This window comes from Mesorhizobium sp. WSM4887 (genome assembly GCF_029625865.1).
Classification (GTDB): Bacteria; Pseudomonadota; Alphaproteobacteria; order Rhizobiales; family Rhizobiaceae; genus Mesorhizobium.
In genome coordinates, this window is the sequence record NZ_JARTVP010000015.1 from 1 (window position 1) to 22859 (window position 22859).

General features: G+C 63.4%; 24 protein-coding genes, 1 tRNA gene and 2 pseudogenes. 13 read left to right on the forward strand and 14 right to left on the reverse strand.

What is annotated here, in order from left to right:
* The first annotated feature begins 257 nt into the window (after positions 1-257).
* From P9230_RS29465 to P9230_RS29485, 5 genes are all read left to right on the forward strand, one after another.
* Entirely contained in the window at positions 258-2363 is a 2106-nt protein-coding gene (locus tag P9230_RS29465; protein WP_278121455.1) for a molybdopterin oxidoreductase family protein, read from the forward strand.
* A 112-nt stretch (positions 2364-2475) separates the two neighbouring features.
* Positions 2476-3255 carry a 4-hydroxy-tetrahydrodipicolinate reductase gene (gene dapB, locus P9230_RS29470; RefSeq protein ID WP_067330434.1) on the forward strand — a complete coding sequence of 260 codons (780 nt, stop codon included), beginning with the start codon at positions 2476-2478 and terminating at the stop codon, positions 3253-3255.
* Positions 3256-3432: 177 nt separating this feature from the next.
* The gene (locus tag P9230_RS29475; protein WP_095779196.1) at positions 3433-4446 is read left to right on the forward strand and encodes an ABC transporter substrate-binding protein; all 1014 of its coding nucleotides are present in this window, start codon (positions 3433-3435) and stop codon (positions 4444-4446) included.
* Positions 4447-4610: 164 nt separating this feature from the next.
* Positions 4611-5465, forward strand: a complete 855-nt coding sequence (locus P9230_RS29480; protein WP_278086690.1) for an ABC transporter ATP-binding protein — start codon at positions 4611-4613, stop codon at positions 5463-5465.
* Between the two features lie 13 nt (positions 5466-5478).
* Positions 5479-6354 (forward strand): ABC transporter permease, encoded by an 876-nt coding sequence (locus P9230_RS29485; RefSeq protein ID WP_095826471.1) that lies wholly within the window; start codon positions 5479-5481, stop codon positions 6352-6354.
* Here the strand turns inward: P9230_RS29485 and P9230_RS29490 are convergent.
* Both P9230_RS29490 and P9230_RS29495 read right to left on the reverse strand, forming a co-directional pair.
* Complete coding sequence (locus P9230_RS29490; protein WP_067330443.1) at positions 6335-7732, reverse strand: sensor histidine kinase; 1398 nt, start codon at positions 7730-7732, stop codon at positions 6335-6337. The genes P9230_RS29485 and P9230_RS29490 overlap by 20 nt on opposite strands.
* Positions 7733-7736: 4 nt before the next feature.
* Positions 7737-8405, reverse strand: coding sequence for a response regulator (locus P9230_RS29495; RefSeq protein WP_067330446.1), 669 nt, complete (start codon positions 8403-8405; stop codon positions 7737-7739).
* A 484-nt stretch (positions 8406-8889) separates the two neighbouring features.
* On the opposite strand from P9230_RS29495, the gene P9230_RS29500 reads away from it, so the two are divergent.
* The 3 genes from P9230_RS29500 to P9230_RS29510 are packed head-to-tail and all read left to right on the forward strand — an operon-like array spanning position 8890 to position 9656.
* Complete coding sequence (locus P9230_RS29500; protein WP_066995852.1) at positions 8890-9135, forward strand: DUF680 domain-containing protein; 246 nt, start codon at positions 8890-8892, stop codon at positions 9133-9135.
* A gap of 53 nt (positions 9136-9188) precedes the next feature.
* Complete coding sequence (locus P9230_RS29505) at positions 9189-9395, forward strand: DUF680 domain-containing protein (RefSeq protein WP_066995857.1); 207 nt, start codon at positions 9189-9191, stop codon at positions 9393-9395.
* A 54-nt stretch (positions 9396-9449) separates the two neighbouring features.
* Complete coding sequence (locus P9230_RS29510) at positions 9450-9656, forward strand: DUF680 domain-containing protein (protein ID WP_278121457.1); 207 nt, start codon at positions 9450-9452, stop codon at positions 9654-9656.
* A 122-nt stretch (positions 9657-9778) separates the two neighbouring features.
* Here the strand turns inward: P9230_RS29510 and P9230_RS29515 are convergent, their stop codons facing one another.
* Genes P9230_RS29515 through purM form a run of 3 tightly spaced genes read right to left on the reverse strand, consistent with a single transcriptional unit; the run spans position 9779 to position 12088 of the window.
* Positions 9779-10297, reverse strand: a complete 519-nt coding sequence (locus P9230_RS29515) for a histidine phosphatase family protein (protein ID WP_067330453.1) — start codon at positions 10295-10297, stop codon at positions 9779-9781.
* Between the two features lie 7 nt (positions 10298-10304).
* A complete protein-coding gene (purN, locus tag P9230_RS29520; protein ID WP_066995863.1) occupies positions 10305-11012 on the reverse strand; it encodes a phosphoribosylglycinamide formyltransferase in 708 nt (235 codons plus the stop codon).
* On the reverse strand, positions 11009-12088 hold the full coding sequence (gene purM / locus P9230_RS29525) for a phosphoribosylformylglycinamidine cyclo-ligase (protein WP_278086692.1): 1080 nt from the start codon (positions 12086-12088) through the stop codon (positions 11009-11011). Before purM ends, purN begins: the two co-directional genes overlap by 4 nt.
* Before the next feature lie 304 nt (positions 12089-12392).
* Between purM and P9230_RS29530 the strand changes: the two genes are divergently transcribed.
* The 3 genes from P9230_RS29530 to hdaA are packed head-to-tail and all read left to right on the forward strand — an operon-like array spanning position 12393 to position 14839.
* Positions 12393-12980 carry a CDP-alcohol phosphatidyltransferase family protein gene (locus P9230_RS29530; RefSeq protein ID WP_067330741.1) on the forward strand — a complete coding sequence of 196 codons (588 nt, stop codon included), beginning with the start codon at positions 12393-12395 and terminating at the stop codon, positions 12978-12980.
* On the forward strand, positions 12922-14133 hold the full coding sequence (locus P9230_RS29535) for an AI-2E family transporter (RefSeq protein ID WP_278121460.1): 1212 nt from the start codon (positions 12922-12924) through the stop codon (positions 14131-14133). The genes P9230_RS29530 and P9230_RS29535 overlap by 59 nt, the downstream gene beginning before the upstream one ends.
* 1 nt (position 14134) lies before the next feature.
* Complete coding sequence (gene hdaA, locus P9230_RS29540; RefSeq protein ID WP_095826476.1) at positions 14135-14839, forward strand: DnaA regulatory inactivator HdaA; 705 nt, start codon at positions 14135-14137, stop codon at positions 14837-14839.
* Positions 14840-14875: 36 nt separating this feature from the next.
* On the opposite strand, the gene P9230_RS29545 is transcribed toward hdaA, so the two are convergent.
* The 4 genes from P9230_RS29545 to P9230_RS29560 all read right to left on the reverse strand — a co-directional run bounded on the left by P9230_RS29545 (position 14876) and on the right by P9230_RS29560 (position 16436).
* Complete coding sequence (locus P9230_RS29545; RefSeq protein WP_127246169.1) at positions 14876-15142, reverse strand: hypothetical protein; 267 nt, start codon at positions 15140-15142, stop codon at positions 14876-14878.
* Between the two features lie 295 nt (positions 15143-15437).
* Complete coding sequence (locus tag P9230_RS29550; RefSeq protein ID WP_278121462.1) at positions 15438-15773, reverse strand: hypothetical protein; 336 nt, start codon at positions 15771-15773, stop codon at positions 15438-15440.
* A 64-nt stretch (positions 15774-15837) separates the two neighbouring features.
* A tRNA-Pro gene (locus P9230_RS29555) sits at positions 15838-15914 on the reverse strand.
* A 351-nt stretch (positions 15915-16265) separates the two neighbouring features.
* Entirely contained in the window at positions 16266-16436 is a 171-nt protein-coding gene (locus P9230_RS29560) for a hypothetical protein (RefSeq protein ID WP_278121464.1), read from the reverse strand.
* Between the two features lie 399 nt (positions 16437-16835).
* Here P9230_RS29560 and P9230_RS29565 point away from each other — a divergent pair.
* Positions 16836-17266: pseudogene (locus P9230_RS29565) on the forward strand (amino acid ABC transporter permease); the annotation flags it as partial.
* Positions 17263-18007, forward strand: a pseudogene (locus tag P9230_RS29570) (amino acid ABC transporter ATP-binding protein). The pseudogenes P9230_RS29565 and P9230_RS29570, both read left to right, overlap by 4 nt.
* Positions 18008-18127: 120 nt before the next feature.
* On the opposite strand, the gene P9230_RS29575 reads toward P9230_RS29570, so the two are convergent.
* The 5 genes from P9230_RS29575 to P9230_RS29595 form a co-directional block, all read right to left on the reverse strand.
* Positions 18128-18571 carry an Lrp/AsnC family transcriptional regulator gene (locus P9230_RS29575; RefSeq protein ID WP_127215640.1) on the reverse strand — a complete coding sequence of 148 codons (444 nt, stop codon included), beginning with the start codon at positions 18569-18571 and terminating at the stop codon, positions 18128-18130.
* Positions 18568-19377: a phosphotransferase gene (locus P9230_RS29580; RefSeq protein WP_095800027.1), complete on the reverse strand. Its 810-nt coding sequence runs from the start codon at positions 19375-19377 to the stop codon at positions 18568-18570. The genes P9230_RS29575 and P9230_RS29580 overlap by 4 nt, the downstream gene beginning before the upstream one ends.
* A 14-nt stretch (positions 19378-19391) precedes the next feature.
* Complete coding sequence (locus P9230_RS29585) at positions 19392-20801, reverse strand: aspartate ammonia-lyase (protein ID WP_278121468.1); 1410 nt, start codon at positions 20799-20801, stop codon at positions 19392-19394.
* Positions 20802-20823: 22 nt separating this feature from the next.
* The gene (locus P9230_RS29590) at positions 20824-22053 is read right to left on the reverse strand and encodes an aminotransferase class I/II-fold pyridoxal phosphate-dependent enzyme (RefSeq protein ID WP_278121523.1); all 1230 of its coding nucleotides are present in this window, start codon (positions 22051-22053) and stop codon (positions 20824-20826) included.
* Between the two features lie 114 nt (positions 22054-22167).
* A complete protein-coding gene (locus P9230_RS29595) occupies positions 22168-22857 on the reverse strand; it encodes an ABC transporter permease (RefSeq protein ID WP_095800025.1) in 690 nt (229 codons plus the stop codon).
* Between the last annotated feature and the right edge of the window lie 2 nt (positions 22858-22859).

Sequence of the window (22859 nt, forward strand, 5' to 3'; positions counted from 1 at the left end):
CGAATCGGATGGCCGTCCGGTTCGAGGCTCAGTCGCTCTTCTCGCACAAAGTCTCCTCCGCGCAGATACAAGGGGTGTTGGATGGAGTGACGCGCCGAACAACAGGCGGCTTCGATCGCCCATTTCTTTGTCGTAGCGATCCTTCCAACACCCCTCATCCGACCGAGCTTCGCTCGGCCACCTTCTCCCACAAGGGGAGAAGGAGGAGCCCCATCTGGCCCTACACCTCTCCCGCAAAACCCGCTACACACCCTCGCATGAACCAGCACGCCAAGCTCGGGATCGGCCATTCGGCCTGTCCGCATGACTGTCCTTCCACCTGCGCGCTCGAGGTGGAGCTGCTCGACAATAACCGCATCGGCCGCGTCCACGGCGCGAAAGCGAACAGCTACACGGCAGGAGTCGTCTGCGCCAAGGTCGCGCGCTATGCGGACCGCGTCCATCACCCCGACCGGCTGCTGAAGCCGCTGGTGCGCGCGGGCGGCAAGGGGGAGGGCGCCTGGAAGGAAGCCAGTTGGGAAGCGGCGCTCGACCTCGTCGCCGAGAAGTTCATCGCGGCCGAAGAGAAATACGGCTCGGAGACGGTCTGGCCCTATTTTTACGCCGGTACGATGGGATTGGTGCAGCGCGACGGTATCGAGCGGCTGCGGCACGCGAAGAGATATTCGGGCTTCTTCGGCTCGATCTGCACCAATCTCGCCTGGACCGGCTGGATGATGGGAGCGGGCGCTCTGCGCGGCCCCGATCCGCGTGAGATGGCGAAGTCCGACTGCGTGGTGATCTGGGGCACCAATGCCGTGGTTACACAGGTCAATGTCATGACCCATGCGACGAGGGCGCGAAAAGAGCGCGGCGCCAAGATCGTCGCCATCGACATCTACGACAACGCCACCATGAAGCAGGCCGATCTCGGCCTGGTGCTCAAACCCGGCACCGACGGCGCGCTGGCTTGCGCGGTCATGCATGTCTTGTTTCGCGACGGCATGGCCGACCGCGCCTATCTGGAAAAATACACCGACGATCCGCGCGGGCTGGAAGAACATCTGAGGACGCGCACGCCCGAATGGGCGGCGGCAATCACGGGTCTGACAGTCACCGAGATCGAGACCTTCGCGCATCTGGTCGGCACAACGAAGAAGACCTACTTCCGCCTCGGCTACGGTTTTGCGCGCCAGCGCAACGGCTCGGTCAACATGCATGCCGCCTCATGCATCGCGGCGGTTACCGGCGCCTGGCAATATGAGGGCGGCGGCGCCTTTCACTCCAATTCCGGCATCTTCAAGCTGAACCAGGATGTGCTCGAAGGCACCGCGATGCGCGACCCGAAGGTGCGCTATCTCGATCATTCGCGCATCGGCCCGGTGCTGACCGGTGCCGAGGATGCGCTTTATGGCGGCCCGCCGGTGACGGCGATGCTGATCCAGAACACCAATCCCGCCAATGTCGCGCCCGAGCAGCGGCTGGTCAGAAAAGGTTTCCTGCGGGAGGACCTGTTCACCTGCGTGCACGAGCAGTTCATGACCGATACGGCCAAGCTCGCCGACGTCGTGCTGCCGGCGACGATGTTTCTGGAACATGACGACATCTACAAGGGTGGCGGCAACCAGCACATCACGCTCGGCCCCAAGCTGATCGAGCCGCCGGAGGGGCCGCGCACCAACCACTACCTCAATGAGGAGCTCGGCAAACGGCTGGGCGTCGGCGACCGGCCGGGCTTTGGCCTGACCGAGAAAGAACATATCGACATCATCCTCGGCAAGCGCGGGCTAGGCAGCTTCGACAGCCTGAAGGAACAGAAGTGGGTCGACCTGCAACCCGATTTCGACGACGCGCATTTCATCAACGGCTTCGGCCATGCCGACAAGAAATTCCACTTCCGGCCCAATTGGACCGGGCAGTCAGCGCCCAACCGGCCGCCGAAGAGCATGGGCTTGTTCGGACCGGTCGAGCGTCTGCCCCAATTCCCCGACCATGTCGAGCTGATCGAGGTCGCGGACGAAGAGCATCCGTTCCGGCTGGCAACTTCGCCGGCGCGCAACTTCCTCAATTCCAGTTTTGCCGAGACGCCGGTGTCGAAAGCCAAGGAAGGCAGGCCGGAGCTTTTGCTGCACCCGGAAGATGCCGCGGCGCTTGGCATCGAGGACGGCGGCCGCGTTGAGATCGGCAACCGGCGCGGCGACGTGGTGCTGCATGCCAGGTTCTTCGACGGCGTGAAGCGCGGCGTGGTGATTGCGGAAGGCATCTGGCCGAACAGTGCGCATGAGCGCGGCGAAGGCATCAACGTGCTGACCGGTGCCGACGCCCCGGCGCCCTATGGCGGTGCTGCCCTCCACGACAACAAGGTCTGGCTCAGGGCGCTGTGATGGTCTGTGGCGCGAGCTCGGCAGGTCGCATGCCCGGGAGATTAGCCGAAAACGCCCGTTGCTTCGTCATCCAAGGACGGAGCAAGGAGCGAAGCGACGGGCGAGGTGTCCCTTGCCGCAACAGCCATTGAAAATAGCCATCGCCGGCGCGCTCGGCCGCATGGGCCGGGAGATGACGGAGGCGGTGCAGGTCGATCCGCGGCTGGAGCTTGTCGCCCGCTTCCATCGACCGGGCAGCACGGGCGAGGGGCTGGTCGCGCGCGACGCGGCGCTGGCGCTTGCCGACGTCGTCATCGACTTTACCACGCCGGCGGCGTCGGTCGAACTAGCAAAGGCATGCGCGGCGCGCGGCGGTCCGGCGCTGGTGATCGGCTCCACCGGCTTAGATGGTTCCGAGCTGGAGACGATCGCCGACGCGGCGAAGACGATCGCGATCGTGCGCTCCGGCAGTTACTCGCTGGGTCTCAACATGCTGACCGGGCTGGTGGAGCAGGCGGCGCGGGCGCTTGGGGCTGACGATTGCGACATCGATATCCTGGAAGCGCACCACCGTTTCAAGGTCGATGCGCCGTCCGGAACGGCGCTGATGTTGGGCGAGGCGGCGGCGCGCGGACGCGGCGTCAGGCTGGACGAAGTGGCGCGGCGCGCTCGAAATGGGATTGTCGGCACACGCCCTGCCGGCGAGATCGGCTTCGCCGTGCTGCGCGGCGGCAGCATCATCGGCGAGCATTCCGTCAGCTTCCTCGCCGAGGGCGAGGCGCTGACGCTCTCGCACTCGGCTGGCGACCGCTCGATGTTTGCTCGCGGCGCCATCGCGGCGGCACTCTGGGTGGCCGGACAGTGTCCAGGCGAATACGGCATGCACGATGTGCTTGGCTTCGCCGCTTCGTGACCAGCGATAGCTGCGGAATTCGCTCTTTCGGCCGCTAAAATGACTGAAAGCCAGCTGAAAGCTTGGGCATGCCATGACATTTTTGCGGCGTTCGCCGCGGGATCGGTCCGGGAGCGGGCCGGCAAGGAGGAAATGCGGCGTGGCCTGGTGGCACGCCGCCCAGGTGGAGGAAGTTACGTGACCGGTTTCATCTCGAAGTGCGTCTTGCGTTCGGCGGCGCTTTCGTTTGCCATCGTCGCCGCGGGCGCCACGGCGGCATCGGCTGCCGACAAGATCACTATCATCGTCGGCGGCATGGAAAAGCAGATCTACCTGCCGGCCGTGCTCACCCAGCAGCTCGGCTACTTCAAGGATGAGGGGCTCGATGTCGAGCTGGTCAACTCCCGCGCCGGCGTCGAGGCCGAGAATGAGTTGCTGGCCGGTGCCGTGCAGGGCGTCGTCGGCTTCTATGATCACACCGTCGACTTGCAGTCGAAGGGCAAATACATCCAGTCGATCGTCCAGTTCAGCCAGGCGCCGGGCGAGGTCGAGCTGGTTTCGGCCAAGCATCCGGAAATCAAGTCGCCGGCCGACTTCAAGGGCGCCACGCTCGGCGTCACCGGTCTTGGCTCCTCGACCGATTTCCTGACGCAGTATCTCGCCGTGCGCAACGGCCTGAAGCCGGGCGACTACACGCTGCTGCCGGTGGGCGCCGGCAACACTTTCATCGCCGCCGTCAAGCAGGACCAGATCCAGGCCGGCATGACCACCGAGCCGACCATCGCCAAGCTGCTTCAGACCGGCGAGGCCAAGGTGCTGGTCGATATGCGCACGCCCGAAAAGACCAGGGAAGCGCTGGGCGGCGACTATCCGGCGGCATCCTTCTATGTCCAGTCCGCCTGGATCGAGAGCCATAAGGACGAGGCGCAGAAGCTCGCCAACGCTTTCGTCAAGACGATGAAGTATATCGCCAGCCATTCGGCCGAAGAGATCGCGGACCAGATGCCGAAGGATTATTACGCCGGCAACAAGGACCTCTATGTGCAAGGGTTGGCCGGCGGCAAGGCGATGTTCACGCCTGACGGCCGCATGCCCGCCGATGGCCCGGAGACGGTGCTGAAGGTGCTGTCGACCTTCTCGAAAAGCCTGCAGGGCAAGCAGATCGATCTGTCGAAGACCTATACCACGGCATTCGTCGACGCCGCCAAGTAGCGCCGACAGGGAGCCGGGCCTGCCGGCTCGGTCGTTGAAGAACAACAAGTTGCGCCGCTTGTCGGAATCAATTCGGCAGCGGCGCCTTTCCGGATGCCGAGGCGCGGCGGGCCCATGGGCCCGAGCCCCCAGCCATCCTCGCACCATCGCTACAGGAGTGTGCCATGCAGTTGCAAACCATGGCGGCCGAGAAATTGTCTCCGGCCGCGGCGCCGGCCGATGCCGCGATCGCCATCGACGATGTGACGCTGCGCTTCGTCACCCCCGACGGCCACATGATGACGGCCATCCGCGATTTCACCATGACGGTGGCGCGCGGCGAGTTCGCCTGCGTCGTCGGGCCGACCGGCTGCGGCAAGTCGACGACGCTCAACCTCGTCACCGGGCTGCTCAGGCCGACGACCGGCAATGTCCGCGTCATGGGCAATCCCGTAACCGAGATCAGCCGCGACATCGGTTTCGTCTTCCAGGCGGACGCGCTGTTTCCGTGGCGCAGCGTCATCGACAATGTCGCCGCCGGCCCGCTCTATCGCGGCACGCCGAAGGCGCAAGCCTATGACCGGGCGCGCGACTGGATCGCACGCGTCGGCCTTGCGCGTTTCCAGAAACACTATCCGCACCAGCTCTCTGGCGGCATGCGCAAGCGGGTCGCGCTAGCGCAAACCTTCATCAACCAGCCGAAGATTCTGCTGATGGACGAGCCGTTCAGCGCGCTCGACATGCAGACCCGCACCGCCATGCAGGACGAGCTGCTCGGCCTCTGGTCGGATCTCAAATCCTCCGTCGTCTTCGTCACTCACGATCTCGAGGAGGCGGTGGCACTGGCCGACAAGGTCTATGTGCTCACCGCCGGGCCGGGCACGGTGAAGAGTGTCTACCGCATCGACCTGCCGCGCCCGCGTGTCATGGCCGACATCCGCTACGATCCGAAATTCATCGAGATCGCCAAGGTGATCTGGAACGACCTGCGCGAGGAAGTGCAGCTCGGCCAGAGCCGCGGCCTGCAGACCGGCCATTGAAAGGAGACTTGCCATGACCGCCATCTCTCCAGCCTCTCACCAAGCCGCCCGCGCGACCTCGATCGTCGCCGCGGAAGCCCGGGCGAGGGCGCGGCTGCGCCGCCGCCATGCCTTGGTCATCGGCCTGCGGCTCGCCATCCTGATCGTCTTCCTCGCTCTTTGGGAGCTTGGCGCCGATCACGGCGTCATCGATCCGTTCTTCTTCTCAAGCCCCTCCGGCATCTGGGAGCAGATCTGGTCCTGGGTCACCGAGGGCACCTCGCAGGGGCCGCTCTGGCTGCAGATCTATGTGACGCTCGAGGAAACCTTCCTCGGCTTCGCCATCGGCGCCGTCGGCGGCATCGCCGCCGGCATCATCCTTGGCCGCAACAAGCTCCTGGCGGATGTCTTCTCGATCTACATCAAGATCGCCAACTCGGTGCCGCGCGTCGTTCTGGGCTCGGTCTTCATCATAGCGCTCGGCCTCGGCATGGCCTCCAAGGTGGCGCTGGCCGTCGTCATGGTGTTCTTCGTGGTCTTCGCCAACGCCTTCCAGGGCGTGCGCGAGGCCGACAGGGCGATGATCGCCAACGCTCAGATCCTCGGCGCCTCGCCCTACCAGATCACCACCACAGTCATCATCCCATCGGCCATGAGCTGGATCCTGGCGAGCCTGCATGTCAGCTTTGGCTTCGCGCTGGTCGGCGCCGTGGTCGGCGAGTTCCTCGGCGCCAAGCAGGGCATGGGCTTGCTGATCTCGACCGCCCAGGGCGCGTTCAACGCCAATGGCGTCTTCGCCGCCATGATTATCCTGGCGGTGATGGCGCTGGTGGTGGAGTTCATCATCACCCGTTTCGAGAACTACGTCGTCAAATGGCGTCCGGCGCCGTTCAACGAGCAGGGGGCCTGACCGCTCCAGTCGGCCTGTCCTGGGGCGCGGCGAGCGGCAGCCGGACCTCGACCCTGAGCCCGCTGCCGGCGGCCCCGCCAAGCGCAACGCTGCCGCCGGCATTCTCGACCACCTCGCGTACGATCGCGAGTCCGAGCCCGCTGCCTTCCTCGGCAGCACCGGCAATGCGGTAGAAGCGCTCGAAGACCTGCTCGCGCTCTTCGGCCGGAATGCCGGGACCGGTGTCGGTGACCGTCAGCACGCCCTCGCGACCGATCGCGGCCAGCTGGACGGTCACCGTGCCGCCGGCTGGCGTGTAGCGCAGCGCGTTGTCGACCAGGTTGACGATCATCTCGCGCAGCATGGTGCCGTCGCCGATGACGGGAACAGGTCCGGCTTCCTCGAGCCCAAGATCGATGTTGCGCTCGACGGCCTTCGGCGCATGTGTTTCCAGCACCTCGCGGGCGGCTTCGGTGAGGTCGATGCGGTCGGCACGCGGCCGGCGGCTGCCCGGCTCGGCGCGCGACAGCGTGAGCAGCTGTTCGGCCAGCCGCGCCAGCCGGCCGGAGCCTGCCTGTAGAGCCACCAGCGCCTCCTCGCGCCGGTCGGCGGCGCTTTCGCGCAGCACATAGCTCGCCTGTGTCGACATGAGCGCCAGCGGCGTACGCAGCTGGTGCGCGGCATTGGCGATGAAGCGGCGCTGCGCCGCCATCTGTGCCCGCACGCGCTCCATATAGGCGTTGAGCGCGTCGATCAGCGGCCGGATCTCGCTTTGCGCGCCCGGCACCTCGACCGGGTCGAGATCGCTGCGATCCGGCGAGCGCACCGTATCGCGCAGGCGCATCAGCGGCGCCAGCCCGCGGCGCAGGCCAAGCAGCACGAAGAGGCCGGCGATCGCCACCAGCGCCAGCTGCTGGGCAAAGGCGCTGAACCACAGCCGCTGCACCATCGCGTCATGGCCGGCGAGCGTGACGCCCACCGTGACCCTGATCGGCGAATCCGTGCCGGCGCCGATCACGGCATGGCTGAGCGTTGTCAGACGCAGCCGACGATCGCGATAGGAAGCCTCGATGCTGCCGCTCTGCGACGCCTGGGGGAGGTCGGGATATCCGGTCAGCAGCCGGCCGTTGGCGGTCTCGACCCGGTAGTAGACGCTGTCGCGGTCGCCGGTGTCGAACATCTCGATCGCCGCCGGCGGAATGGTGGCGTCGAGCACGCCTTCGGCCATCGCCACCCGCTCGGCGATCGCGCGCGCCGAGCCGACCAGCATCCGGTCGGTGACCAGATCTGCCGTCGCCAGCGCGTTGCGCTGGCTGGTCCACAGATTGACCGTCACCAGCGCGGTCAGCGGCAGCACCACCCAGGCCAGCAATTGCAGGCGGAGGCTGCTAATTTTCATGGCCCTAATCTTCATGGCGGAGCAGATAGCCAAGGCCGCGCAAGGTGGCGATCTGCACGCGCGAGCCTTCCAGCTTCTTGCGCAGCCGATGCACGTAGATCTCGATGGCGCTGGGATCGGCGTCGGTGTCGAAGTCGTAGATCGCCGTCGAGAGTGCCGCCTTGCTCACCGTGCGCCCCGCCTTGACTACCAGCTGTTCCAGCACCGCATGTTCGCGCGGCGTCAGCGAAAGCGCCGCGCCGCCGAGCGAGAACAGCCTGGTGTTGGTGTCGAAGACGAGGTCGCCGCAGGAGATGACGGGCGCTGTCCGGTCGTTGGCACGGCGCAGCTGCACGCGGATGCGCGCTTCCAGTTCCTCGATCTGGAAGGGTTTAGCCAGATAGTCGTCGGCGCCCTCGTTGAGGCCCTTCACCCGGCCGTCGAGACTGGCGTTGGCGGTGAGCACGATGACCGGCACCGGGTTGCCGCGTGCCCTCAGCCGCTTCAGCACCTCCATCCCGCCCATGCGCGGCAGGGCGAGGTCGAGGATGATCAGCGCATGGTCGCCGGCCGCCAGCGCATGCTCGACGTCCTCGCCGTCATGTACCACGTCGACGACGTAGCTCGCCTGGCGCAGCGTCTTGCTCAGCCAATCGGCCAGTTCGCGATTGTCTTCGACAAGCAGGAGCCGCATCGTCCATCGCTGTTCGGCAATGCCTCCATCCGGGTGGCGCCGGGCTTTCGCAAGCGCGGCCCGGCGGTCCGAACGGACAGTTTGAAAGCAATCGATAGTCTCGATCCGCGGACAAGGCAAACGCCGGCTGAAATCGGTTCCGTCGGTCAGCCTGGAGGCCCAATTCGCTCGCGCGATGGATAAAACCGAACGGTTCGGTTCAATTTATGTTGACGGTTCGTGTAACTCAGGTGAACGCTGGCTCGTTGTCCAGACCGTGAAACCTCGTCGGCTAACACTGCAAGTAGTTGATATTCAAACAAAAGAATGTGGCAGCCGCGCTGTTCACGCGATTTCAAGGTCGAACCGAACGGTTCGATTTGCACATCTTCGTGATTGGAAATGGCAACAGGACCGACCCATCTCGGGGTGGTCCGAGCGACGCGAATTTCCATTACGGCACGCCACTTGACGGACAGAATTTTGAAAATCTGGAGTACCTAAAATGAACAAGATTGCTCTTACCGCCGCGGTCCTTCTCGTTGCCACGGGCAGCGCCTTCGCCGGCAGCGACCATTACGGTTCCGACAACGTCAACCAGCCGGCCGTCACCCAGTCGGTTGCGCCGCGGTCGGGCGACAACATCGACCGCAGCATCACCGGTTCGATCCGCAAGTTCGAGCAGCGCGATCTCAGGATCACGCCCGATCAGAACCAGCCGGAATCCGGCCAGGGCATTTGGGGCCGCTAGGCCTCCGTCCCGAACCGATCAGAACCACAACTCTCAAATCTGGAGTAACTGAAATGACCAAGATCGCTCTTACCGCCGCTGCCCTTCTCGTTGCCACTGGTGCTGCTTTCGCCGGCTCCGACAACTACGGTTCGGCTAACGCCAACCAGCCGGCTGCTTCGGTCGACACCTCGTACACCGCTTCGGTCAAGAAGTCTGATGCGAATGTCCAGAAGCCCGTCACCCAGGGCAGCGACCGCGACCTGTTCGGCAACCACTAACCGGCCGCCAGCCCGACCTCTTCAAACTCACCCCTCAAATCTGGAGTAACTGAAATGACCAAGATCGCTCTTACCGCCGCTGCGCTTCTCGTTGCCACCGGTGCCGCTTTCGCCGGTTCCGACAACTACGGTTCGGCCAACGCCCACCAGCCGGCTGCTTCGGTCGATACCTCGTACACCGCTTCGGTCAAGAAGTCTGATGCGAACGTCCAGAAGCCGGTTGCCCAGGGCGCCGACCGCGATCTGTTCGGCAACCACTAGACGGTCGATCGTCGATAGACCTGAAAGCGGCGGGTTTGTCCCGCCGCTCTGCTTTTATGGAGCCGGCTATCCGCAGGCCGGCTTGTGTCGTGACTATAGGCCCGGCTGCGCACAGAGGCGCTCTATTCCAAATCCTTCGGCCTGACGAAATGCGTCAGTCGCGCTCCGCCGAAGTCGAGGTTCGCCCAATCCTCCTTCACCGTGAACCGGGCCAGTGCCGCCGTCGGAAACTTCGCTTCGACTTTTTTGAACACGCCCTCATCCGATCCGGTGCCGGCGAGCCGCAGCACGAAATTCTGCAGGCCGGGATTGTGACCAATCACGATCAGGCTGGTGGCTTTCGCCTGCCGCACGCACGCCAGGATGGCGGCCGGCGCCGCCGCGTAGAGCTCCTCGGCGAATTCCGCTGGCCCATGCTTCGGCAATTCGGCGGCGACCAGTCGCCAGGTGTCGCGGGTGCGCAGCGCCGGCGAGACCAGTGCCAGATCCGGCAGCCAGCCGCGCCGCGAAAGCTCGCGCCCGATCAGCGGTGCCGTCTTCAGCCCGCGCGGGGCGAGCGGACGGTCGAAATCGGCGAGCTTGGGATCGTCCCGGCTCGACTTGGCATGGCGCAGCACAAGGAGTTGTCTGGGCGTCGCCATGGCAGTCCTACGGCGTGATGCGCGCCAGCTGTTCGAGGTCGGTTTCCTCGCGCAGCGGGTCGGGCGCCATCACCACTGAAGTGGCGTTGTCGGCGTCGTCGGCGAAATGGGCAAGCACGGTGTGGCCCTTTTCCATGCGCGCCTTGCCTTCGGCGACCAGCCCTAGCGCCAGCGGATAGAGCCGGTGCTCCACCTTCAGCACCCGCGCGGCTAAAGTGTCCTCGTTGTCGCCGACCATCACCGGCACGGCGGCCTGGGCGATGATCGGGCCGTCATCCATCTCGGGCGTGACGAAATGCACGGAGCAGCCATGGATGCGCACGCCCGCGCGGATGGCGCGCGCATGCGTGTCCAGCCCCTTGAAGGCAGGCAGAAGGGCAGGGTGGATGTTGACCATGCGCCCCTGCCATTTTTCGACCAGGCCGCGGCCGAGGATGCGCATATAGCCGGCCAGAGCCACGATCTCGGCGCCGAAGCCGGTAAGCGCGGCATCGATCGCAGCGTCATGTGCGTCCTTGCTCGGATGGTCGGCGCGCTGAATGACCTTGGTGGCGATGCCGCGCGACTGCGCGAGGCCGAGGCCCGCGGCGTTCGCACGATCGGAGATGACGCCGACGATCTCGGTCGGATAGGTCGGGTCGCTGGCTGCCGCGATCAGCGCCGTCATGTTGGAGCCGCGGCCCGAGATCAGGACGACCGTGCGTTTCCTGCTCATAGTTCGATCGAGCCCCGGTAGATGACGCCGGCGTCGCGGCGCGGCACGATGCGGCCGATCGGCGTCACCGTCTCGCCGGCTTCCTGCAGCACCGCCGCCACCTGCGCCGCCTGGCCGGAAGCAACGGCGAGAATCATGCCGATGCCGCAGTTGAAGGTGCGCATCATTTCTTGCGACGCGACGCCGCCGGTCCTGGCGAGCCACGAGAATACCGGCGGTACGTCGATCGCTTCGAGGTCGAGCTCGGCGGAGAAATCCTTGGGCAGCACGCGCGGAATGTTTTCCGGAAAACCGCCGCCGGTGATATGAGCAAGCGCCTTGATGCCATGCGTGTTGCGGATCGCCTTTAGGATCGACTTCACGTAGATGCGCGTCGGCTCGAGCAGCGCTTCGGCGAGGCTGAGCTCATCGTTGAACGGCGCAGGATCGCTCCAGCCAAGTCCGCTCGCGGCAACGATGCGGCGCACCAGCGAAAAGCCGTTGGAGTGGAGGCCGGAGGAGGCGAGGCCAAGCAGCACGTCGCCCTCGACGATGTCGTCGGTGGGCAGCAACTGGCCGCGCTCGGCCGCGCCCACGGCAAAGCCGGCAAGGTCGTAATCCTTGTCGTGATACATGCCGGGCATCTCGGCGGTCTCGCCGCCGATCAGCGCGCAGCCGGCCTGACGGCAGCCTTGCGCGATGCCGCCGACGATGGACGCGCCCTGGTCCGGATCGAGCTTGCCGGTGGCGAAATAGTCGAGGAAGAACAGCGGCTCGGCGCCCTGCACGACGATATCGTTGACGCACATGGCGACGAGGTCGATGCCGATCGTATCGTGCTTGCCGGAATCGATGGCGATCTTGAGCTTGGTGCCGACCCCGTCATTGGCCGCGACCAGCACCGGATCGGTGAAGCCGGCGGCTTTCAAATCGAACAGGCCGCCGAAGCCGCCGATCTCGCCGTCGGCGCCCGGCCGGCGCGTCGCGCGCACGAGCGGCTTGATCTTCTCGACCATGAGATTGCCGGCATCGATATCGACGCCCGCCTCGGCATAGGTGAGCCCGTTCTTGCGCTTGGCCTTGTCGCCGTTGCTCATCTTCGGCTCATCCCTGTTTCCATTGCGGGCTCATCGCATGAATGGTTTCGAGGGGCAAGGCGCGTGAGAGCCAATCTCCCCCCTTGAGGGGGAGATGTCGCCGGAGGCGACAGAGGGGGGTCGCCTCGCGTGGAGCTCCAGCGCCTTGTGCGCCAGAGATGGAGGTCGGCGATCGACGTGAGGCGACCCCCTGTGGCCTGCCGGCCATCTTCCCCCTCGAGCGGGGAGATCCGCAACTCCTCCCTTGCGTGCGCCTCTCATCTCCATCAACTATCTTCCAACAAAACCCATGATGGGACATCACGTGACCATACCCAACATGATCACGATCATGCGGCTGCTGCTGGTGCCGGCCGTGGTGCTGGCCATGCTGCAGGCGCGCTGGGACTGGGCCTTTGCCGGCTTCCTCGTCGCCGGCATCTCCGACGGCGTCGACGGTTTCATCGCTCGCCGCTACCGGTTGTTCTCGCGGCTCGGCGCTTATCTCGATCCGGTCGCCGACAAGCTCCTCCTGGTCTCGGTCTTCGTCGTCATGGGTTATGCCGGGGAACTGCCGCTCTGGCTTGTCGTGACCATGGTCTCGCGCGACGCGCTGATCGTCTGCGCGGTGCTTTTGTCCAGCGTGATGGCGCAGCCGGTCGAGATGAAGCCGCTCTTGGTCTCCAAGGTGAACACCGCCGTGCAGATCGCGCTGGCAGCGCTTGTGCTGGGCGAGCTTGCCTTTTCCATGCATCTCTATCCGCTCCGGCCGGCGCTCATATTGCTCTCCGGGGTCTTGACCGTGGCTTCGGCCGCGGCCTATCTCGTGGCCTGGCTAAGGCATATGAGTGGCTATGGCGAAGGCTCCCGGACGAGCAACACCAAGTCGGGCAATTCCAGCACGGACACCTGACGGCGAAGCCTGGACGGCCGCGGCCTCGACCGCGTTGCGCCGGCAGATCGCATTCTGGCTGATCGTTGCCGTGCTTCTGGCGCTGTTCCTCTATGTCTTCTCCGGCATCCTCTTGCCCTTCGTCGCCGGCATGGTGCTCGCTTATTTTCTCGATCCGGTGGCCGATCGGCTGCAGCGGCTCGGCCTCTCCCGGCTGATGGCGACGGTGGTGATCCTCATTGCCTTCGTCGTCGTCGTAGTGCTCGCCTTCGTTATCCTGGTGCCTGTGCTGGCCACGCAGATGGCCGATTTCGCGCGCAAGCTGCCGGAATACCTCACCCGCCTGCAGTCGCTCATCACCAGCTTCGACCCGAAGTGGCTGGAGCAGCGTTTTGGTGTCAACGCGGCCAGCCTGCGCGAAGGACTGAACTCGCTGCTCACCACCGGCTTCGGGCTGCTCACCACCGTCTTCACCTCGATCTGGAGCTCGGGCGTGGCGCTGGTTTCGGTGGTCAGCCTCTTCGTCGTCACCCCGGTCGTTGCCTTCTACATGCTGCTCGACTGGGACCGGATGGTGGCCGTGGTCGACAGCTGGGTGCCGCGAGATTATGTCGAGACGGTCAGGGCGCTTGCCCGTGACATCAACACCGCCACCGCCGGCTTCGTGCGCGGGCAGGGCACGCTCTGCCTTGTGCTGGGCGCCATGTACGCTACCGGCCTGACGCTGACGGGGCTGAACTTCGCCATCCTCATCGGCTTCTTCGCCGGGCTGATCTCCTTCATCCCCTATGTGGGCTCGCTGACCGGGCTGGTGCTTGCTGTCGGCGTCGCCTTCGTCCAGTTCTGGCCGGATTGGACGATGATCGTGGCGGTGGCCTGCGTGTTCTTCGTCGGCCAGTTCATCGAGGGCAATATCCTGCAGCCGAGGTTGGTCGGCAAAAGCGTCGGCCTGCATCCGGTTTGGCTGATGTTCGCGCTCTTTGCCTTCGGTGCGCTGTTCGGCTTCGTCGGCCTGCTGATTGCGGTGCCGGCTTCGGCGGCCATTGCCGTGCTGGTGCGCTTTGCGATTGCCCGCTACCTCGAATCGCCGCTCTACAACGGCCATGCCACCGAGCCCGCACCTCCTTTGCCGGCGGATCGCGGCGGCGGCCGCCGCTCACAGCCGCGTGGCTGAAATGGCTGGCGAACGAACCGGTCCACCGCGCCAGCTGCCGCTCGATCTCGGCCACGGTACCGGCTATTCGCGCGACGAGCTCGTCGTCTCAGGCGCCAACGCGCAGGCCGCAGCACTGGTCGACCGCTGGCCGGACTGGCCCGCGCCGGTGGTGGTGCTCGCCGGCCCTCCCGGGTCCGGCAAGACGCATCTCGCCCAGATCTGGCAAGCGCATGCGCACGCTGTCGCCATCGCTCCCGACAGCATCGGCGAGCACATTGGCGGGCTAGGTGCGAGCCCCGCGCTGATTGACGACATCGACAAGCTCTCGATCGACGAGCAAGGCCTGTTCCACCTGATCAACACCGTGCGCGGCGCCGGCTCCACGCTGCTTCTGACGGCGCGGCGCTTTCCCTCGGCCTGGCGCGTCGCGCTGCCGGACCTCATCTCGCGGCTGAAAGCGGCGGCGACCATCGAGATCCACGAGCCGGACGACCTGCTGCTCGCCGGCGTTATCACCAAGCTCTTCGCCGACCGCCAGGTCGAGGTCGAGCCGCATGTCGTGCAATATCTGGTGCGGCGCATCGAACGCTCGCTGGCGACTGCCATGCGGGTCGTGGAGCGCCTCGACCGCGCCGCTCTCGAGCGCAAGACGCCGATCACCCGAGCGCTCGCCGCCGAGACCGTCAGCGCCATGGACGAGGGCCAGGGCGAGTTCGATATTTAGGATGTCGAGGAAGGCTGTTCCGGGATTGTGCGCTCTCTACGCCCATAATCCGGCCAGATGCCGAGCCAGCAGATAGACCCCCGTATGCGTCGCCACGCAGCATGCGGCGACAAAGACGAAGAGCACTAGGCTGGCGATCCGCGACGGGGCGACGCTGCCATTCTGCCTCTTGCTCGGCCGGTTGTTCCAGACCCACAGAGTAGCGCACAGGATTGCCCAGGCGACCGCGACCGGAACCGCGAAGCCATAATAGGCCAAATAGGCCGGGCCGATCAGCGACAGCAGCGCCTCGAGTATAGGCATCCAGAGTCCCCCTTGCCCCGTTTGCCCGGAGTCTAGAGCAACTCCGGGAAAAGTGCGTAGCGGTTTTCCGTCCGGAGTTGCGGGACGATCGTGGCTGTCCCATTTCGAGCCATTTCCCTGGCATCCATCTTGCAGTGTGGAAGAGGCCGGTTGATCCCGGTCCCGGTCACATTGCAGATCGGGTTGTAGGCTCGCCGGGCTCGAGGTTGTTGGGGACTCGCCCGGCGGGTTTACTCGGTTCCACGCCGACGGCTCCCTTCAGAGGTCAAGGCCTGTTGCTCGATGCTGGACACCTTCAGCCCGTCTTGCCATGGCTGGTGAGCAAGCGCAGCACTTGCACGCTCTTCGGCAGCTCGATCAGGAATTCCGCGTCGCGGTCGAGGTGGTGGACCTGGGTCGGCCCGCCGCCGGTGAAGCGCGCCATTGCCTCGATGCTCTCCCAATAGGAGATCGTCACGAACTCGGAATGGGTCGCCGTGTCCTCGCGAAATGTCTGGACGCCGACTGCCTTTTCGATGAGCGGCTTGATGCCGGTCTCGTAATTGTAAGCTTCATAATCGTCGGCTTTTTCCGGCAAGGTCCGGCCGCGCCACATGCGGGCGATGGTGGGGGTCCTTGGAGTGTCGGCCATGGCAACAGAACTTCTGAAGGCCGACAGGGTTCCCGAAGCGCGGGCTCTAGGATGTTCAGGAAACTGGTCGGAGTGGCGTGATTCGAACACGCGACCCCCTGATCCCAAATCAGGTGCGCTACCAGGCTGCGCTACACTCCGAACGGCATCCCCATAGGGTTCCGAACCATTTTGAGCAAGCCCCAAAATGGAAGAGCGGAACGAACGGCGTACATTGGCAGAGTTCGGCACGCAAAGTCCCACGGAAAGTCCCACAGTGTTGCCCAGTCGTTCCCCCTCCTGCTTTCGAGCCGAAGGTCAAAAATGTAATAAGTCTCGATGTCGGCTGCGGGCGATGGGCAGGCGGAGACGCGGCGGCGTACGGATGCGCGCCCAGCAACATCTCTATCGACCGCGCCCGCCGTTGAGCCTCGCGTCACCACACATCCACGTAACGAGGCCAGAGTCCTGTCAAATTGATCAGCAGGCCTAATGGCGGGTGGGTCACGGCCGCTATTCGCGTCGGTACCCATGCGAAACTAAACGAACATCATAACGACGGTTGCCCCGATAATGATTCAGGACAAGCCCGCCGATCAGCATCGGCAGCAAGCTGCTGTCACGGTTGATGTTAGACTCGAACTGCCTTGAAACTGGCTTGTCGTTTTTCTTCGGCTTAACCATTCTCGTCTACTTCCCAGAAAGAGCGCTCTTCCCATGCGGTAGTGTGACACCCGTCCAGTCGAAGCCTAGACTGCACCAAATTGTCCACACGCAGCCATCTCACGTAGTTCCAGCGTTCCTAGTGGCCCGCTGGCTCGCCCGTCGCCAATGCAGCCGGGGAACGGGGGGCCTACGAGGAAGTTTTCGGGCATCATCGCGGTGTGTAGCGGTCAGGGGTGCTCGGAAATGAGGCCATCGCACCGCGCCCCGCAAGGCAGCGCTGCATCCCCATACGAGACAACTCCAACCCCTCCGGGGAAATATGCAAACTGGTGGAACTCGGGAGCAGCTGAGTTTCGAGAACCGTCAACGCCTCATCTGCGGATTGTGCAAGGCGGAGCCGCTCCCGAACCTGAGATGCTGCCGCAGCTCGGCTTCGTCATCAATGCCGTGCCCGCCGGCATACTGGCGCTGTCGCTCTGCTACGGCGCCTACATGACCGAGATATTCCGCTCCGGCATTCAGAGCATCGATCGGGGCCAATGGGAGGCCTCGCGCTCCATGGGTTCGGCTTCGCCTTGATCATGCGCCGCATCATCCTGCCGCAGGCATTGCCGGTCATCATTCCGCCGACCGGCAACCAGTTCATCTCGATGCTGAAGGATTCTTCGCTGGTCTCCGTCATCGGCGTTTGGGAGCTGATGTTCCTGGCACGAACGCTCGGCCAGAAGACCTTCCAGCACATGGAAATGCTGATCTCGGCCGCCATCATTTATTGGGTGCTGTCGATCTGCCTCGAGCTGATCCAGTCGCGGATCGAACGGCACTACGCCAGGAGCAAAGTGCGATGAGCGCGCGGGTTATCATTGAAGCCAGGGCAGTTTCCAAATGGCACGGCCAGTTCCACGAGCTGAAGGACATCAACCTGACTGTCCACAAAGGCGAGCGCATCGTCATCTGCGGGCCGTCCGGCTCGGGCAAGTCGACACTTGATCCGCTGCTTCAACCGCCTCGAAGCGCATCAGGGCGGCGATATCGTCGTCAACGGCGTCGCTCTGCATGGCAAGATGAAGAACGTCGCCGCCGTCCGCTCCAATGTTGGCATGGTGTTCCAGCACTTCAATCTGTTTCCGCATATGACGGTGTTGATGAACTGCATGGCCGGGCCAATGTGGGTCAAAGGTGTTTCCGCCATGGAAGCACGCAAGACCGCTATTCAGTTCCTCGAACGGGTCCGTATTCCCGAGCAGGCGAACAAGTTCCCGGTCCAGCTGTCGGGCGGCCAGCAACAGCGTGTCGCGATCGCCCGCAGCCTGTGCATAAAACCGGACGTCATGCTTTTCGACGAACCGACCTCTGCCCTCGACCCGGAAATGGTCTCGGAGGTGCTGGAGACCATGACTGGATTGGCCCGCGACGGCATGACCATGGTGTGTGTAACGCATGAGATGGGTTTTGCCCGTGCAGTGGCCGACCGCGTCATTTTCATGGACGCTGGGCAGATCGTCGAAGAGGGCACGCCCGACGAGTTTTTCAGTCACCCGCGCCACGAGCGAACGAAATTGTTCTTCAGCCAGATCTTGAAGCACTAGCCTTCCGGGAGAAGGTGGCTTTTCGACTTTCTTGCAGAAAGCGGACAGCCCGCTCTCGGCCCCCAAGTCGGACATCCCTCCCATCGGTCGCACGGCCTAAGGAGGGGAATCCATAAAGGTTCAACGCCGGATCATCGACGATAGCGCGAACGCTGTGAGGGTGTCTCGCACACCGGGCAATGCGGAAATCTCCTGCCAGATCTGCCGTGTGCGATCGGCCTCCGTCGCCTCTACACGGACGACCAGGTCGAATTCGCCGCTCATCACGTCGCAGGCGACGACCTCTGGGATCCGTCGCAGTGCTTGAATGACGTCGGCCCCCCGCATCCGGTCATTGCGATAAACAAACATCAGTGCCGCAATCGTTGAAGTCGCGATGCGTCCTTCGCCTGCAACGATCGTATATCCCCGAATTAGGCCATCCCGCTCCAGGCGTTCAATCCGCTGGCGGACGGCGTTGCGAGAAAGATTGACCCTCGCGGCCAGGTCCGCATGTGAAATACGCGCGTTCCTGGTCAGTTCCATAAGAATACGCTCGTCTGCCCGGTCAAGAAGCCTTTTCATGCGGCACCAATAGGAGTTTCTCTAGCTGCAAACAGGCTTTGCGCTGATAGGAACGCGTTCTCGGCACGAACCCGTAGATCAATACTACCTTCCGACACAGCTATAAAAGTCGCAGCCGCAGCGAGAGCAAAGGCCGCCAGTGCTTGGCGCTCGTTGTCTTGCAACTGGCGGACGCGGCAATATCCCTTGAGAATTGCCTCCGCGCGCTCTCCATCCAGCGCCCCGTTGCTCAGCATCGTCCATCGAACCAACACGTCTGCCAGTTCTGCGATCAGGACATCGTCATGGCGAAGCCTGAAATTGATGATGCCACTGACGCAATCGCCGAGAAAAAACACATTGTCCGGAAACAGCGCCCCATGGATTGGTCCCCTTGGCAGTCCCTCCCTCTTTTCGGGAGAGGCAGGCATCAGCGTTCGATGGATCTGCGCGAGGCGCCGCCCGAGATCGAAACACTGGGCCGGGCTTGCGCAAGCCGATTGCGTGCCCTGGACAAAGCCGACCACCGCCACGAGCTTCCCGGACAGACGGATCGTCGCCCCGCCCGTTTCGGTGCGGAACGTTTTAGGGCAGGGAACACACGCGGCCGACAACAACTCCATGGTCCGAAACGCGCGTTCAAGATCGAACGGCTCAGCGCCGTTTTCAAACAGAGTGACGATGTACTCGCCCCGCTGTGACCGGAAGAGATAGGTCGTCTCGGTATTTCCGTCGGCGATGCCAATCACCGAGGTCAGCGGGGCTATGCCGTAGGCGACCGAAATCGCTTCGCGGTCATCGTCGGAAAGCTGGGTAAATACGGCCATGGTCGATTCGGGAGTTAAATGCGTTTCAGCACAACAGAGGAGGACTGCGCGACGCCGAAAATCTGATCCAGTTGTGCACGGCTGAACGAGCCATCGGCCTCAGCAGCCTGGCGAAGGCTTGTGCCGGAAGCGAGCGCCGCCTTGGCCAAGATCGCAGCCTTGCTATATCCGACAACTGGATTGAGCGATGCGGCCAGAATGAGCGACTGATCATAGAGAAAGCGGCAGCGATCGGCATCCGCCTCGATGCCGTCGACGCAACGTTCGCGCAGGATATCCATGCCGCGCGCCAGAAGTCGCATCGATTGCAGGATGTTGAGAACGATCACGGGCTCCATCGCGTTTAACTGCAATTGTCCAGCGCTCGCCGCCAGTGTCACCGTCAGATCGTTGCCAATGATTTGAAAGCCAATCTGGTTCATCATCTCGGGAATGACTGGGTTGACCTTGCCCGGCATGATCGACGAGCCGGCCTGTCGCGGAGGCAATCTGATTTCACCAAGGCCAGCCCGAGGGCCACTGGACTGCAGCCTCAAATCGTTACATATCTTGGAAAGCTTGACAGCGATCCGCTTCAGCGTGCCCGAAAACGACACAAAGGCTCCGGTGTCGGACGTTGCTTCCACGAAGTTGCGTGCCGGGACCATTTCAAGCCGAGAAATTTCCGAAAGATGACGGCAGGCGCTGACTGAGAATCCCTCGGGCGCATTTAAGCCGGTGCCGATGGCGGTGCCTCCGAGGTTCATTTCCCGCATCAGTTCCATGGCTTTTCGAAGCTGGATTATGTCTTCGTCAATGGTCTCGGCAAAAGCGTCGAACTCCTGACCAAGGAACATTGGAACCGCGTCCTGCAACTGGGTGCGTCCGACCTTGGCGATATTAGCGAATTCCTCACCCTTTCTGCCAAAGGTATCTCGCAGCCTTCGCTGCGCTTCGAGCACGGCGGCGCAGCCGCGCATCACCGTTACCCGGATGGCCGTCGGATAGACATCGTTAGTCGACTGGGACAGGTTGACATGGTCATTGGGGTGAACCGCGGCGTAGTCGCCCGGCACCTTGCCTATCTCCAGAAGCGCCAGGTTCGCGACCACCTCATTGACGTTCATGTTGGTCGAGGTCCCGGCGCCTCCCTGCATCATGTCGATCGGGAAATGGTCGGTGAGGTCCTCGCAGGTGATCAGTCGATCGCAGGCTCGATCGATTGCATCGGCAACATCGGGAGCCAGTAGTTGCAGCTCCTTGTTGGTTCGTGCAGCCGCCTTTTTGACCATGGCAAGCGATTGAACGAATTCCGGGAAGTCCCGCAGGCGGATTCCGGATACGTCGAAATTCTCCGCTGCCCTCAGCGTGTGGATGCCGAACAGCGCGTCGGCGGGCAGATCCCGCTCGCCGAGCATATCGGTTTCGGTCCTCTCAACGGTCATCATATCCCCTCGCGCAAGAGCCTTAGGCACGCAGCGCCTGGTCAAGATCCTCGATCAGGTCGTCCACCGACTCCAGGCCAATGGAAAGGCGAAAGACGCCGTCTCCCGCGAAGGCGCGGTAGTCGTCGAGCTGAGCGCCCCGCAGACCGTAAGTCGATTTCATCATTTCGTTCGTATCGAGAAGGACAACGATGCTGCGCTGGTGACCAAGCGAAAAGGCGTAGTGCGCTACGCGGAGCCTGTCAGCGAGTTGGGCTGCCATCGCCTGCGGGTCGTCGGTCTGGAAGGTCAGAACTCCCCCGAATACATCCATCTGACGTGTTGCCAAGGCATGCTGCGGATGGCTTTCCAGGCCGGGGTAGGTGACAGACCTGATTTTTGGATGCTTGGCGAGAAAACGGGCGATCTGCATCGCAGAAGCGGACATGGTCCGGAGCCTGGGAAAGAGCGTGTCGATCCCGCGCATGATGAGCCAGGCATTCTGGGCAGACAAAGAAGCGCCGAGATAAACTCCAGTACGAGAGCGGATTTTTTCCACCAGATCCTTGCGCCCGCACACGGCGCCACCCAAGGCGTCGCCGTGCCCGTTGATGAACTTGGTCAGGGAGTGAATGACGAGATCGATGCCGAGTACGGCCGGGCGGGTCGCGACCGGAGTGGCAAGCGTGGAATCGACGGAAACCAGCGCGCCGCGTTCGTGTGCCAGCTTCGCGACTTCGGCCAGATCGGTCAGGCGCAGGATTGGATTGCAGGGGCTTTCGCAGTGGACGAGCCGCGTGTTGGGTCGGAAGGCTGCGACAATGTCGCCAATGACCGACATGTTCACGGCGCTCACCTCGATCCCGTACTCGGGCAATATGCGGTGTGCCAGTTCGTAGGCGCCGGCATAGCAGACGTCGCTGATGATCAGATGGTCCCCCCCTTTGAGAAAGGTCAGGAAGGTGGCTGCGATCGCGGCCACGCCGGTTGCTGTTGCGAGCGCATCCTCCGCACCTTCGAGTGCGGCCATGCGCTGCTCGAGTTGCCGCACGGTCGGATTGGTCCAGCGGGCATACAGAAACGGCAGAGCAGTCAGGTCTGATACCCCGTCCGCGGAAAAGGCGCCGTCACCAGGAACCAACATGTTGTTGACCGACATTGAGATGTTAGGCGCGATAGCCTTCGTGATCGGATCGATGATCAGTCCGCCGTCGAGCGCCAGGGTTTCCCGACGTAGGACGACACCGCCGCTTACGGGCGGCAACAGCGTCATGCGTGCATTCGAGCCCCAACTGTCAGTTGCGAAGGGAGTAGAGATGTTCGAGGACATGGAAGACCTTCCTGCAGAATTCCTGGAATTTCATCGTCTTGGGGCCGAGCTGATAATTCAGCTGCGAACCGGGATTTGCGCCTCGACGAGCCTGAAGGTGCGGGTGATCAGAAGCGTCAGCAAGATGTAGAACACCGTGACGATCATCAGCGGTTCATAAACGAGCAGGGTGTCCTGCCTCACCTTGTACGCGACGGCGTAGAGATCCATCACTGTCACGGTGAAGGCGAGGGGTGTCGCTTTCAGTTGCAGAACCACCTCGCCAGCTATCGTCGGCAGTGCGATACGTATGGCGCGAGGCAGCCAGATCCGTCTCAACAGCGTCCAGGAAGTCATACCGAACGAGCGACCTGCCTCGAGCTCGCCTTTCGGGACGGCGAGAAGCGCACCCCGCAGGACTTCGGCCTCATAGGCGGCGTAGTTGAGCGTGAAACTGAGCGCTGCGAAGAAGAAGCCCTCCCGCACTATCGGCCAGAGGAAGCTCGCGCGCAGCCCTGGTATCATCGGCAGCAGCGAACCGATGCCGTAATAGAGCAACCACAATTGGATCAAAAGTGGCGTGCCGCGAAGGCAGGTGCAGTAGCAACGGGCAAGCCATTTCAGCCATCGCGGACCGCTGACCTGCGCGAGCGCAAGACCGATCGCCAGAATGAAGCCGACCCCGACGGAAATGACGAGAAGGAGGACCGTCTGAACCGCGCCTGCGGCAATGAGCGGCCAATAGGACGATACCCATGAGAAATTCATCG

Coding starts and splice junctions, on each gene's coding strand:
- P9230_RS29495 (WP_067330446.1), bottom strand. CDS start 8,405: ATGCGGCTCCTGCTTGTCGAAGACAATCGCGAACTGGCCGATTGGCTG.
- P9230_RS29535 (WP_278121460.1), top strand. CDS start 12,922: ATGGCGAAGGCTCCCGGACGAGCAACACCAAGTCGGGCAATTCCAGCA.
- P9230_RS29500 (WP_066995852.1), top strand. CDS start 8,890: ATGAACAAGATTGCTCTTACCGCCGCGGTCCTTCTCGTTGCCACGGGC.
- P9230_RS29595 (WP_095800025.1), bottom strand. CDS start 22,857: ATGAATTTCTCATGGGTATCGTCCTATTGGCCGCTCATTGCCGCAGGC.
- P9230_RS29510 (WP_278121457.1), top strand. CDS start 9,450: ATGACCAAGATCGCTCTTACCGCCGCTGCGCTTCTCGTTGCCACCGGT.
- P9230_RS29545 (WP_127246169.1), bottom strand. CDS start 15,142: ATGCCTATACTCGAGGCGCTGCTGTCGCTGATCGGCCCGGCCTATTTG.
- P9230_RS29590 (WP_278121523.1), bottom strand. CDS start 22,053: ATGACGCTGTTGCCGCCCGTAAGCGGCGGTGTCGTCCTACGTCGGGAA.
- purM (WP_278086692.1), bottom strand. CDS start 12,088: ATGAGCAACGGCGACAAGGCCAAGCGCAAGAACGGGCTCACCTATGCC.
- P9230_RS29550 (WP_278121462.1), bottom strand. CDS start 15,773: ATGGCCGACACTCCAAGGACCCCCACCATCGCCCGCATGTGGCGCGGC.
- purN (WP_066995863.1), bottom strand. CDS start 11,012: ATGAGCAGGAAACGCACGGTCGTCCTGATCTCGGGCCGCGGCTCCAAC.
- P9230_RS29465 (WP_278121455.1), top strand. CDS start 258: ATGAACCAGCACGCCAAGCTCGGGATCGGCCATTCGGCCTGTCCGCAT.
- P9230_RS29515 (WP_067330453.1), bottom strand. CDS start 10,297: ATGGCGACGCCCAGACAACTCCTTGTGCTGCGCCATGCCAAGTCGAGC.
- hdaA (WP_095826476.1), top strand. CDS start 14,135: ATGGCTGGCGAACGAACCGGTCCACCGCGCCAGCTGCCGCTCGATCTC.
- P9230_RS29485 (WP_095826471.1), top strand. CDS start 5,479: ATGACCGCCATCTCTCCAGCCTCTCACCAAGCCGCCCGCGCGACCTCG.
- P9230_RS29505 (WP_066995857.1), top strand. CDS start 9,189: ATGACCAAGATCGCTCTTACCGCCGCTGCCCTTCTCGTTGCCACTGGT.
- P9230_RS29580 (WP_095800027.1), bottom strand. CDS start 19,377: ATGGCCGTATTTACCCAGCTTTCCGACGATGACCGCGAAGCGATTTCG.
- P9230_RS29480 (WP_278086690.1), top strand. CDS start 4,611: ATGCAGTTGCAAACCATGGCGGCCGAGAAATTGTCTCCGGCCGCGGCG.
- P9230_RS29490 (WP_067330443.1), bottom strand. CDS start 7,732: ATGAAAATTAGCAGCCTCCGCCTGCAATTGCTGGCCTGGGTGGTGCTG.
- P9230_RS29575 (WP_127215640.1), bottom strand. CDS start 18,571: ATGAAAAGGCTTCTTGACCGGGCAGACGAGCGTATTCTTATGGAACTG.
- P9230_RS29560 (WP_278121464.1), bottom strand. CDS start 16,436: ATGGTTAAGCCGAAGAAAAACGACAAGCCAGTTTCAAGGCAGTTCGAG.
- P9230_RS29585 (WP_278121468.1), bottom strand. CDS start 20,801: ATGACCGTTGAGAGGACCGAAACCGATATGCTCGGCGAGCGGGATCTG.